This is a genomic window from Anaerobacillus sp. QJM3NY_17 (genome assembly GCF_056173665.1).
Map to the genome: position 1 here is coordinate 885,707 of NZ_CM149685.1, position 12,031 is coordinate 897,737.

Below are 12,031 nucleotides of genomic sequence, written 5' to 3' on the forward strand. Positions count from 1 at the left end.
TTATCTTGATTCTCTTAATGGAATATCGGGATTTTTATCCTGGAACCATCTTAGAGCAAAGTCGTTTTGGAACAGAAGAACCGGGCGCTTTAGCTGATCATAGACAAGCATATTACGAATGCTATCTACCTTGTCTTCCGGATTATCTGTTTCAATCCAACGTGCATGCTGGTGAGGCATTGTATCGAATTGAATATCAACATTGTACTCACCTTTCATGCGGTATTCAAAAATCTCAAATTGGAGACGTCCGACAACGCCAATAACAATTTCGTCCCAGTGTGCGGTCCGATAAACTTGAATGGCACCTTCTTCAGAAAGCTGTTGCACACCTTTGTAGAAGTGCTTTTGCTTCATCGCTTTTTGTGCCCGTACTTTCGCGAAATGCTCAGGTGGGAATGTTGGTAAAGCTCCGAACGAATAAACGTTTTTAGAGCCTACGAGCGTGTCGCCAATTTGATATGTTCCTGAATCATAAAGACCGACAATATCTCCAGGGTACGCTTTTTCAACATTACCTCGGGAGGAGGCAAAGAAAAGTTGGCCTTGAGAGAGCTTCAAACTTTTACCTGTGCGCTCAAGCCATGCTTCCATTCCTTTTTCAAAAGTACCCGATACAATTCGTAAAAACGCAACGCGGTCACGGTGAGCAGGGTTCATGTTCGCCTGGATTTTAAAGATAAAGCCTGAGAATGTTTCTTCATCGGGCTTTACTTCGCCTTCAGAGCTCTCGCGAGGAGCTGGGGAAGGAGCAAGATCAAGAAAGTGATTTAAGAATGTTGGAACACCGAAGCTTGAAATCGCACTTCCGAAGAAAACTGGTGTCTGCTTCCCTGATTGCAATGCTTCTTCACTATAAGTTGCACCTGCTTCATCAAGTAGCATGACGTCTTCTTGAAGTTGATTAACAAGATCTTCGCCAGCTTTTTCTTTAAGGACGGGATCATCTAAATCTGAGATTTGGATCGCCTGTTTATTGTCGCCTTCTGTATCGTAGAATTCAACGGCTTTCTGATGACGATCGTAAACGCCCTGGAACGATTGACCAATACCGATTGGCCAGTTCATAGGGTAAGATTCGATGCCAAGAACTTCTTCAATTTCTTCAAGTAGCTCTAAAGGCTCACGGCCCTGACGATCCATTTTGTTTATGAACGTGAAAATTGGAATACCATGCTCACTAACAACTTTAAAAAGTTTCTTTGTTTGAGACTCAACACCTTTTGCAGCATCGATAATCATTACAACGCTGTCAACGGCTAGAAGCGTACGATACGTATCTTCACTGAAGTCTTCGTGTCCTGGTGTATCCAGAATATTAATCGTGTGTCCCTTGTAGTTAAAGTTCATAACACTCGATGTAACAGATATACCACGCTGTTTCTCGATTTCCATCCAGTCAGACGTCGCGTACTTGGATGATTTTCGTGATTTAACTGTTCCTGTTGAACGGATCTGACCGCCAAGGAACAAAAGTTTTTCAGTCAAAGTCGTTTTACCAGCATCGGGGTGAGAGATGATCGCAAAGGTCCGTCTCTTCTTTATTTCTTCTTGTAATTCTTTATGGTTACTCATTATGTCAATTAGTCCTTTCAATATCACTTCTTATGTAATATAACATATTCTTACGGTTGTTCCTATTGCGTGAAGGGTACGAAAATAGTGAGAAAGGATTCGATGAAAATAGATCGAAATGAATAGCGAAAGGGGAATGAGCGATATGAGTGGATTTGAAGGATTTTTAGATGATTTCCTATCAAGCTGGCGGAACTCTTCGTTAGATGAAATAAAGTATAAAATAAGCGATACGTATGAGGCGAGAGAAATCTCAAGCCAATCTGAGCTATATGATTTTGGGTATGAGGAGTCGATTCAAGGCTGGGATCAAGCTTTTTCGGCTTTTCAAAAAGACAGAACGAAGTGGGTACTAAAGAAGCTCGCTGTCACTCCAATTCGACGAAATGAAATGCTTGCGATTATTTTTGCTTCTATTGAGGTAGATGGCAAACAAAGTGAAACTGGGAGTGTCTTTTTTGATACTTTTCGAAAAGGGGTACAAGGGAATTGGAAGCTTGTGAGAAGTTACATTGAAGCTGGGGTTCCGATTGAACACATCGCAGCGTTTCAGACGGAAGAAAAATAGTTAATACATTTGAAGCTCCTGATAAACGGATCCGTTTATCAGGAGCTTTTTTGTGTAGAGAGCTTGTTATGACTCATTAGGCACTTGCAGGTACCTATATTACACCAAAGTGCGTACTTACATAAAGACTTGGAAGGTTGCATAATCAGTTGTACAGCTGAGAGAAAAGACGTCTTTCTACTCGGCACTTAAAAAATTTCAAGGAGGAATTCGCTTTATGAGTTCTCAAACACATACAATGTCACACTCGAAAGAAAAATCTAGTGGTACTCTAGCCCTTTTAGCGCTCGCGATTAGTGCATTTGGAATTGGAACAACCGAATTTGTTCCTGTTGGCCTTCTTTCTTCTATAGCAGATGACTTATCGATTTCGATTACACTTGCTGGCTTATTGATTTCAGGTTACGCCATTGGAGTAGCAATTGGTGCTCCCGTTCTAACTGCTTTAACTGGAAAAATAAATCGGAAGACACTCCTCATGTCATTAATGGTCGTTTTTATCATTGGTAACCTTGTAGCGGGAATATCCACATCCTTCGGTTTACTACTCGTTGCACGGTTTATTACAGCATTTTCACACGGGATTTTCTTCTCAATCGGTTCAACGATTGCAGCAGATCTCGTTCCAGAAAATAAACGGGCAAGTGCGATTGCCTTTATGTTTACAGGATTAACCGTTGCAACCGTGACTGGCGTTCCGCTTGGTACATTCATTGGCCAAGCCTTTGGGTGGAGAGCAACGTTCCTTGGTGTCGCTCTTCTTGGTGTGATTGGGATTATCGCAAGTGCGATTCTCGTACCGAAGGATTTAAAAGAAGCACCGCCAGCGAAATTTAGTGAACAGGTGAAGATCTTAACGAATGGAAAATTACTCTTAGCATTTGCGATTACAGCACTAGGTTACGGTGGTACGTTCGTTGCCTTTACGTATTTAGCTCCGCTACTTGAAGATGTAACAGGACTTAGCGCGAAATTTGTTAGTGTGATTTTACTAGTTTATGGTGTTGCCGTAGCGATTGGAAATGTCATTGGTGGGAAAGCGTCGGATAAGAACCCATTAAAAGCACTGTTTTGGATGTTCGTGATGCAAGCAATCATTCTCTTTATCATGACATTTGCCCTTCCATTTAAAGTGGCTGGAATAATTTCGATTTTCTTCATGGGTTTGTTTGCCTTTATGAATGTTCCTGGTTTGCAAGTACTTGTAGTGAATCTTGCTGAAAAATATGTACCATCTGCCGTTAACGTGGCATCCGCGCTTAATATCGCTGCGTTTAACGTTGGTATAGCGATTGGCTCATTTGTAGGTGGCATCATCGTTGATTCCATTGGTCTGATTCACACTCCGTGGATTGGCGGCATTATGGTTGTCGGAGCGGTTGCGCTTACGGGATGGCTACGAGCTATGGAGAGAAAAGCATAGGAGAATGATGTAGAAAGTTCTTTAGTATTCAAACCTATCTATTTAGCGTCTAAAAAATTTAAGTCAATCTTCATCCAATTTCCGCATTTCGTATTACATTAGTTTGCTAGTGAAGGAACAATTGAATGATTGCTGAACAAAGCGATCCCTACCACGAATATAGTGGTAGGGATCGTTTATTCATTCATACTGACTTAAGCCTTTTTTAAACGCAGCAAGATGATTTTTTGAGGCATCACCAAGCCTTGTCATAACGGTTTTGACATCCTGCGGCAGGTCGGGTAGATCCGCTAATTTCTCATACATGGCTATGTTGTCAACTTCTCCTTGAACGCCAGATTCGAACGCTTTTTTTAACGTTTTGGGGGTGGTTGTATACTGGCTAGCATTATTTTCGGGCGCGGTTATGTTATACCTTGTAAATAAGGGGAGAAGAGCTGTAATGTGCCTTTGCTCAGCCATTTTAATTTGAGAGAAAGGTCTTATGTCACCGAATTCTTTGATGATAGCATCATATCTTGCCTGTGCCAGATACTCATCCTGAATCGCATACGTTAAGGCTTCCTTCAATGTAATGGAAGAGTCTTGTAGTGCTCCTTTTGCACCGTAGTCTTCTGGAAGAGCTTCTGCATTCGCTTCAATAAGATTGAAGTTGAAGAAAATGAAGCTGATGATCGCAATAATCGCTACTTTTTTCAATTTGCTCACCTTGCCTTTTTGTTGATTAACCTTCCTACAAAAGAGGAGTTTTATGTAATTTTTAATTGGTGAAGTCATTTTGTTTGATTTCCCTTAAAGAACAGCATATGATCTTAACTGTAAAGTGTTAAATTACAGTAGGAGGAACAGTCGTGAGCAAACGTATATTAATGGTTGTTACAACCGCAGATACAATGAAAGAAGGACATAAGACAGGTCTCTGGTTATCAGAGTTTGGGGAAGCGTATATCGAATTTGAAAAGCTTGGCTATCAAATCACAGTAGCTAGTCCGCTAGGCGGAAAAGCGCCTGTTGATGATCGCAGTCTTGAAGGTGGAGAAACGCCTCAAGAAATTCTCGATACTGCCAAATACCTTGAAGATACAGTGAAGCTCGAGAAAATCGTTGGCGCGTCTACTTTTGATGCGATCTTTATGCCTGGTGGGCACGGAACAATGTTTGACCTTCCGGAAAACGATAAGCTTCAGCACTTGATTCGTGAGTTCTATGAATCAAACAAAATTGTTGCTTCTGTCTGCCATGGTCCCGCTGGACTCGTTGGCGTAACTCTTTCAGATGGTAAGCCACTTGTTTCAGGTAAAACGATTACGGCGTTTACAGACGATGAAGAAAGAGAAACAACGCTTGATCAATTCATGCCTTTCTTACTGGAAACTCGTCTTCGCGAACTTGGTGCTGACTTTGTTACAGAAGATAACTGGTCAGATCACATGCAAATAGACGGTAATTTAATTACTGGTCAAAATCCGCAATCAACTACTAGTGTTGCGAAAGAAGTAGTCGAGAAACTTAGCTAATGATTAAGATCCCTAGGAGATAGATAATATAAACGAAAAGGACTCCGAGTTTCGGAGTCCTTTTCGTTTATATTTTTTACTCTTTATCTTTGTCTTTTTTCTTACCGAAAACCTTTTTAGTAGCACCTTTAAATACATTAGAGGCCGTATCAACTGACTTACCAACGACTTTGTTCCCTGTTTTACTCACATTTTTAACAAAGTCTGTTGAAGCGTCAGCGGCTTTCCCTACAAGACCGCCTTCTCCGCTAACTGACTTGACAATATCGTTCGCTGTGTCAGCGGATTTATTCACAAGATCACTTGCGGTTTTTGATGTCTTCTTCACAATATTATCTTCTTTCGTTGAATTTCTCTCAGACATCTCAATCCCCTCCTTCGCGAATTTTGATACAACACTATGCTATGAACGGAATGGTATAAATATGATTTTCAAGTAAAACGTCATTTGAATTTGGAATTTTCTCCACCTAACTGCGAAAAGAGGAGGTATTCGATAGGAAGAAGTGGAAGAATTATTGAACGACCATTTCTATAAGGAAGTGAAAGGATATATGAATCATCAGTTGGATGTACGTGGGTTATTAAAGGGCATTGCCATATGGGAAGTAGTATTGTTTCTTCCGGCTATTTTGTTGTTTTCTTATCTGCCTGATGATCGACTGATCGACATCTTTATTAACGTATTTATTTTCTTTGGTTGTACAATTGGTCTGTTTACGATATCAAGGTATGTTCAGCGGTTTGTGAAGAGAGGATAATAAATTACTAAAAAGGAGGATGCGCATAGTGCACATCCTTCTTTTTAGTAGTCTATTCGATTCTTATGCTTTTCCCAGCTTTGAAAAGGTTCGTTCTTCTCATCCATTTCAATATGGTGAAACGGAATGGTTCTTTGTTCAGGTTTTTTCTCAATTTCGTTATAAATCACGGCATCATCAAAACCAGCGTCAGCAGCTTCATTTCTCGATGCAGCAAAATATACACGGTCTGGGCGAGACCAGTAGATTGCTCCAAGGCACATCGGGCAGGGCTCGCAGCTTGCGTAAACAACACAGCCTTCAAGCTGATGCGTCCCGAGTTTTTGACAGGCGTTTCGTATTGCGACAACTTCTGCATGGGCAGTAGGATCATGATCCGTTGTCACTTGATTGAATCCTTCGCCTATAACAACGCCATTTTTGACGACGATTGCACCAAATGGCCCGCCGTTATGTTCAGTTACGCTTATAGATGCTAGCTGGATTGCATGTGTTAACCAATCTTTCTCCGTCATTTCATCACACTCCTGTACACTAATAATTAGACATATTCCACAGCATTCCCTATCTGATCAAATAAATTTCCATACAGGAGATTGGAATGTTAAGGCGAAGTGTTTTCTTAACGACTAAAGAGCGAGGGGGGGAATTTTTGATTAATGTTATAACAAAATAAGGAGGGAATGAGAATGGAGCTATTAATCCTTGGTGGAACACGTTTTATTGGAAGATATGTAACAGAGAGAGCTTTAGAGAATGGACATACGGTTACGCTATTTAATAGAGGGACTAATAAGCAGCAATTTTCAGAGGTTGAAACGATTATCGGAGATCGTGATGGAGATTTATCCAGTCTAGCGGGAAGAAAGTGGGATGCCGTAATTGATACGTCAGGGTTTATTCCGAGAACAGTGAATAAATCGACGAAGCTTTTACAGGATAGGGTTAACCATTATACATATATATCGAGTGTTTCAGCTTATCAAGATTTCGGAGAAAAGCCATGTACAGAAAGTTCGCCTCTTCAGGAAATCTCAGATACGGAAGCGGAACGTATCACGGCAGGAACAGCTGGACCGATTTACAACGAGCATTATGGTGCACTAAAAGCGAAGTGTGAAGCTGTTGCAGAAAAGAATTTGAGTGGCCGGGTTCTTCATATTCGACCTGGACTCGTCGTAGGGCCGTATGATTATTCAGATCGCTTTACTTACTGGGTTAAGCGAATTCACGAGGGTGGTGAAGTTCTAGCGCCAGGAAACCCTGAGCGTCCGGTACAATTCATAGATGTGCGAGACCTTGCTGATTGGGTATTGCGAATGACGGAACAAAGGGTCGCGGGCGCGTACAATGTGACCGGGAGAGAAAGAATGAATACAATGGGGGAAGTGCTTGCGTCATGTAAAAAGGTGAGCGGAAGTAATGCGGTTTTTCGTTGGGTAAACGAAGAGTTTCTTCTTGAAAATGAAATAGCGCCGTGGACTGAATTACCGCTCTGGCTTCCTGAATCAATGAGCGCAGCTGAGACGAATATTGATCGGGCGCTTCGTGAGGGACTGAGCCTTCGTCCTCTTGAAGAAACGATTCACGATGTTTTAAACTGGCTACCCATTCGAAATGATGAGAACCCATTCAAAGCTGGACTTACAAGAGAGAAGGAGAAAGCCCTTTTACGTATGGCAGAATCACGATGAGTTTTCCCCTCCGAAAATGAGGCGATCTTAACCGAGTGAGTTAAAAGGACAGAGCCTGGCGGCGATCCGTCAGGTTTTTGTTGTTATGCTAGAATAATCTATTGTATGTAGTTGAACGATGTGAGGGAAGAATACTCGGTTTCATCAACGAAACAGAAGGAGGTCAAGATGATATCATTTCTTCTTACTTTAAAGAGGATGTTGTCAGCATTATGGAAAGCGATAAAGGATAAAGAATTTCAAGTTCTTTTCTTTCTTACAACGATTACACTCGTCTCAGGAACAATTTTCTATCACACTGTCGAAAGCTGGTCCGTGTTAGATTCGCTTTACTTTAGTGTTGTTACGCTAACAACTGTAGGGTTTGGGGATTTTAGTCCACAAACCGATTTTGGGAAAATTTTCACGATCATTTATTTATTCACAGGAGTTGGTCTAATTCTTGGATTTATTAATAAGCTTGCTTTACATATGGGGAGAAGTAAAAGGAAACAAGATTTATAGATAGTGATGATAAAGGGAGGGCTCAACTGGAAATGAAGTTGGGCTTTTTTTATCATTCATTAGGACGCACTCAATGCGGAGTTTGATTCCTTGCGTTATAACGAATACAAGCATATAATACAAAACGTAATGTTTACGATTTGTAAAAAGCGAGCTATTGGTATAGGTTGTGGATAATTGCTCTATGCACGGTGCCAAAACGAATAGCATAAATTAGAATAGATGAAGGGATGAATTAGGTTGGCTAAGAAATCGAAAGTAGTAAAAGAACAAAAGCGGCAGGAGCTCGTCATGAAGTATGCTGAGCTACGAAATGAATTGAAGGCAAAAGGAGATTTTGAAGCGTTACGAAAGCTCCCACGTGATTCATCACCAACACGCTTGAATAATCGGTGTGAAGTAACTGGTCGTCCGAAGGGGTATTTAAGGAAATTTAAAATGTCTAGAATTGCGTTTCGTGAATATGCTCATAAGGGGCAGATTCCTGGGGTGAAGAAGTCAAGCTGGTAAAAGGGTAGGGGAAGATATGGAGTGCAATGAACATTTGTTGAAGATGCTCGTTCGTGATATCGTGGCGAAGCTCCCTGAGAAGGAGAAAGCCCTCTATCAGTTCATCGATGAACTGGAAGTTAGGTTAATACAATCAGCGGCTACACCGGATCAATACCTTAACCTTCTGAAAAAGTATTCCCCATATCATGAAGCAGCTAATGAGTTTGGTATCTCAGCTTATAAGGCGAGAACAATGATGCATCGGATTGAATGGAAGATTGCCGCAAGATTGGATGAAAAGCTTCAGCGTATGAAATGGTTGGAGCAACCTTCAAGTGGAAAAAGAGTCATAAAAGGTTATCTCACGTTCTAAATGAAGAGAGGCAGCTCGCAATCGAGCCGCCTCTCTTTTTCATTAGGAACTACAGTGATTTGAAGTAGGTACAAACCGTTTCAATTCCTTTTGTGAAATTATCAATGTGAAAATGTTCATTTGGAGCATGCAAGTTTTCTGATGGTAAGCCGAAGCCCATAAGGACGACGGGTGCTTCGAGAACGCGAGCGAACACTTCTACGATTGGTATTGATCCCCCTTCTTTAGGGAAGAGAGCGCGCTCGCCGTATACTTTTTCATAAGCATCGGCCGCTTTTTGAATCATAGGATCATTCGAATCAAGCGAGACTGGGCGTGCTTGAATAAATTGATTAACGGTCATCGTAGTACCTGCAGGTTGATGCTCGAGCAGGTGTTTTTCAATTAATTCGTAGATGTGCTGAGGATCCTGCTTCCCAACGAGACGACAGCTAATTTTACCAGTTGCTTCTGATGGAACAATCGTCTTAATTCCATCACCCTGGTAGCCACCTGAAATGCCGTTCAATTCGAGCGTCGGGCGAATGCCTGTCCGTTCCTTGAAGGAGAATCCTTTCTCACCAAATAAGGAAGTTAGTCCGAGCTCTTGCTTCATCGCTTCATCATCAGATGGAATACGAGCAATCTCTTCTCTTAATTCTTCTGTTAGTTCTGGTACCCCTTCGTAAAATCCTTCAACAGCAATGGATCCATCTTCGCTATGAAGACTATCGAGTAGCCGAACAAGGGAATGAACCGCGTTTGGAACGCCGCCACCATAAACTCCTGAATGCAAATCAGTATTCGCTGTTTTCACCTTCACCTCCATCGCAAGGGCGCCGCGTAGAGACGTACAAATGGCAGGTAATCCTTCTTTAATAAAAGAAGTATCTGAAATCACAACCGCGTCAGCAGCGAGCTTATCAGTGTTTTCTTCAATAAAAAGTCCAAGATGTGGACTTGCGATTTCTTCCTCACCTTCTATACAGAACTTCACATTGACGGGTAGCTTGTTATCTTCTTGCATCAGCAGTTCCACCGCTTTGATATGAATAAACAGCTGCCCTTTATCATCCGTTGCACCGCGGGCATAGATCTTATTATCACGAATAACGGGTTGAAATGGCGGTGTTTCCCAAAGTTCGAGTGGGTCAGCAGGCTGTACATCATAATGGCCATAGATAAGAATTGTCGGTTGATCTTCCGCATAAAGCCAGTCGGCGTAAACGATCGGATGGCCGTCTGTTTCGATGACTTCAATGTTTTCCATGCCAGCTTTTTCTAAAGAATTTGCGACCCACTCAGCCCCTTTTTGAACGTCTGACTTATGGGTGGGAACGGCTGAAATACTTTGGATTTTTAGAAATTCTTCTAGCTCGTTAAGAAACGCATTTTTATGTTGTTCGATGGCTTTTTGCATATAGGTTTTCCTCCTCTATTATGTTGTCCTTATTATAGTCGAGTGTGGCTTATTTTTACATTGAAGCGTATTATAATGATGGATAAAAAAGGTAAACTGATAACAGTGCCTTGAATTTAAGATTAAAATTATTACATTCACATTAATTAGTTGTCATATTGAGTGAGTCTAAATACCTCCATGTGGAATCGATTCCTGATACGAAAGAACTATTTATTTTTGGTTTGGAAACCTTTTCAATACACGATTGCAAACCGCTTTCTTTTCTGTGAGAGTAGGGTTTACGTATCAAAAGTTGTGTATGAAATGTGACTTTTCGAGCTTGTTGACGTGTTCACATATTTTCCATACAGTTATGGCGAACGAAACAATCAACTAAAATTTTGAGGAGTGTGGCAGATGGGGAACGTGAAAAAGTCTTCTGTTTTTAAGGGGATTGCACTATCGACAATTATGCTAGTAAGTGGATTTGCAGGTACACCATTAACAACGAATGCAGCTGAAAATGAAGCTGAAACAGCTGTATGGTCACGTCAAGATGCGCAGGATTATGACTTATCAAAAGATAACACTGCACCTAACATTGACAATGTAGATGAAGTCGCTCCAGACTATTGGGTTTGGGATACATGGCCGCTACGTAACCGTGATGGATCAATTGCTCAGATAAACGGTTACCAGGTTGTTTTTGCACTTACAGCATCTAGAGAATATACATGGGGTGGCCGACATGACGAAGCTCAAATTCGCTACTTCTACTCGAAGAACGGGAAAGATTGGAAGATGGGCGGACTTGCTTATGATTCAGAAGATGCACTAGGTGCTCGCCAATGGGCAGGATCAGCTATGATGGATGACGATGGAAAGATACACCTTTTCTATACAGCAACTGGACGTAAAGGCGAAGAACAAACAACATTTGAACAGCGTCTTGCGAAAACAACGTTTGATATCGAAGCAGATAAGAAATCAAAATCTGTTGAACTAAGCAACTTTGGCGAACACGAAATTCTTGCTGAAGCAGACGGTGAGTACTATGAAACGCAAGAACAAAAAACTGGTAATATCATTTATTCATTCCGTGACCCATGGTTCTTCCAGGACCCTAAGACAGGAAAAGAATACTTAATCTTTGAAGGAAATACAGCTGGAGACGACAAGTCACTTGATCCAGAAAACATTGGCGATGCTGATTTCCGTTCTTCTCACGATGTACCAGCTGGCGCTGAAGATTACAACGGGAACGTTGGGATTGCTGAAGCACAGAATGAAGATCTAACAGACTTTGAATTGCTTCCACCACTACTTGAAGCAAACGGTGTTAACCAGCAGCTTGAACGTCCTCACCTTCTTGTTAAAGGCGGAGACTACTACCTCTTCACAATCACACATAAATTTACGTTTGCTCCTGGATTAACTGGTCCTGATGGTCTTTATGGCTTTACGAATGATTCTCTTCGAGGAGACTACGAGCCGCTTAACGGCAACGGTCTTGTTGTAGCAAACCCTGAAGATGATCCTTTCATGACATACTCTCATGCAGTTATGCCGAACGGTACAGTTATTAGCTTTGTAAATGAGTATCGTGATGAAAATGGTGAGCTTCAATATGGCGGTACATTTGCACCAACGCTTAAACTTTCGATCCATGGTAACGAAACAAAAGTAAACGGCGCACTTAAGCCAGGGCAAATCATGCCATCACACTAAAACTGGGAAACCAGA

At 41.5% G+C, this 12,031-nt stretch carries 14 protein-coding genes; 9 read left to right on the forward strand and 5 right to left on the reverse strand.

The features are described 5' to 3' along the window. Positions 1–1,575: a peptide chain release factor 3 gene (locus tag AC0VYV_RS04805; protein ID WP_430243669.1), complete on the reverse strand. Its 1,575-nt coding sequence runs from the start codon at positions 1,573–1,575 to the stop codon at positions 1–3. 145 nt (positions 1,576–1,720) lie between these two features. Here AC0VYV_RS04805 and AC0VYV_RS04810 point away from each other — a divergent pair, with 145 nt between their 5' ends. Both AC0VYV_RS04810 and AC0VYV_RS04815 read left to right on the forward strand, forming a co-directional pair. Next, positions 1,721–2,143, forward strand: coding sequence for a flavoprotein (locus AC0VYV_RS04810; RefSeq protein WP_475368508.1), 423 nt, complete (start codon positions 1,721–1,723; stop codon positions 2,141–2,143). Positions 2,144–2,360: 217 nt separating this feature from the next. After that, positions 2,361–3,566 carry an MFS transporter gene (locus tag AC0VYV_RS04815; protein WP_430243666.1) on the forward strand — a complete coding sequence of 402 codons (1,206 nt, stop codon included), beginning with the start codon at positions 2,361–2,363 and terminating at the stop codon, positions 3,564–3,566. 180 nt (positions 3,567–3,746) lie between these two features. On the opposite strand, the gene AC0VYV_RS04820 is transcribed toward AC0VYV_RS04815, so the two are convergent. Then, positions 3,747–4,265: a DUF2202 domain-containing protein gene (locus AC0VYV_RS04820; RefSeq protein ID WP_475366706.1), complete on the reverse strand. Its 519-nt coding sequence runs from the start codon at positions 4,263–4,265 to the stop codon at positions 3,747–3,749. Between the two features lie 152 nt (positions 4,266–4,417). On the opposite strand from AC0VYV_RS04820, the gene AC0VYV_RS04825 reads away from it, so the two are divergent. After that, positions 4,418–5,083 carry a type 1 glutamine amidotransferase domain-containing protein gene (locus tag AC0VYV_RS04825; protein WP_475366707.1) on the forward strand — a complete coding sequence of 222 codons (666 nt, stop codon included), beginning with the start codon at positions 4,418–4,420 and terminating at the stop codon, positions 5,081–5,083. Positions 5,084–5,159: 76 nt separating this feature from the next. On the opposite strand, the gene AC0VYV_RS04830 is transcribed toward AC0VYV_RS04825, so the two are convergent. Next, entirely contained in the window at positions 5,160–5,447 is a 288-nt protein-coding gene (locus tag AC0VYV_RS04830) for a hypothetical protein (RefSeq protein ID WP_194220463.1), read from the reverse strand. 154 nt (positions 5,448–5,601) lie between these two features. Here AC0VYV_RS04830 and AC0VYV_RS04835 point away from each other — a divergent pair, with 154 nt between their 5' ends. Then, entirely contained in the window at positions 5,602–5,844 is a 243-nt protein-coding gene (locus AC0VYV_RS04835) for a DUF6007 family protein (RefSeq protein ID WP_475373360.1), read from the forward strand. A 44-nt stretch (positions 5,845–5,888) separates the two neighbouring features. On the opposite strand, the gene AC0VYV_RS04840 is transcribed toward AC0VYV_RS04835, so the two are convergent. Continuing rightward, positions 5,889–6,359, reverse strand: a complete 471-nt coding sequence (locus tag AC0VYV_RS04840) for a nucleoside deaminase (protein WP_430243655.1) — start codon at positions 6,357–6,359, stop codon at positions 5,889–5,891. A 174-nt stretch (positions 6,360–6,533) separates the two neighbouring features. Here AC0VYV_RS04840 and AC0VYV_RS04845 point away from each other — a divergent pair, with 174 nt between their 5' ends. From AC0VYV_RS04845 to AC0VYV_RS04860, 4 genes are all read left to right on the forward strand, one after another. After that, positions 6,534–7,538 carry an SDR family oxidoreductase gene (locus tag AC0VYV_RS04845; RefSeq protein ID WP_475374503.1) on the forward strand — a complete coding sequence of 335 codons (1,005 nt, stop codon included), beginning with the start codon at positions 6,534–6,536 and terminating at the stop codon, positions 7,536–7,538. 168 nt (positions 7,539–7,706) lie between these two features. Then, the gene (locus tag AC0VYV_RS04850; protein ID WP_430243652.1) at positions 7,707–8,042 is read left to right on the forward strand and encodes a potassium channel family protein; all 336 of its coding nucleotides are present in this window, start codon (positions 7,707–7,709) and stop codon (positions 8,040–8,042) included. Between the two features lie 240 nt (positions 8,043–8,282). Next, complete coding sequence (rpsN, locus tag AC0VYV_RS04855; RefSeq protein ID WP_404682878.1) at positions 8,283–8,552, forward strand: 30S ribosomal protein S14; 270 nt, start codon at positions 8,283–8,285, stop codon at positions 8,550–8,552. 16 nt (positions 8,553–8,568) lie between these two features. Continuing rightward, positions 8,569–8,907 carry a hypothetical protein gene (locus tag AC0VYV_RS04860; protein WP_430243650.1) on the forward strand — a complete coding sequence of 113 codons (339 nt, stop codon included), beginning with the start codon at positions 8,569–8,571 and terminating at the stop codon, positions 8,905–8,907. Between the two features lie 49 nt (positions 8,908–8,956). On the opposite strand, the gene AC0VYV_RS04865 is transcribed toward AC0VYV_RS04860, so the two are convergent. Next, the gene (locus AC0VYV_RS04865) at positions 8,957–10,306 is read right to left on the reverse strand and encodes a dipeptidase (protein WP_475374504.1); all 1,350 of its coding nucleotides are present in this window, start codon (positions 10,304–10,306) and stop codon (positions 8,957–8,959) included. 399 nt (positions 10,307–10,705) lie between these two features. Here AC0VYV_RS04865 and AC0VYV_RS04870 point away from each other — a divergent pair, with 399 nt between their 5' ends. Further along, positions 10,706–12,016, forward strand: coding sequence for a glycoside hydrolase family 68 protein (locus tag AC0VYV_RS04870; RefSeq protein WP_475374505.1), 1,311 nt, complete (start codon positions 10,706–10,708; stop codon positions 12,014–12,016). Positions 12,017–12,031 lie beyond the last annotated feature (15 nt).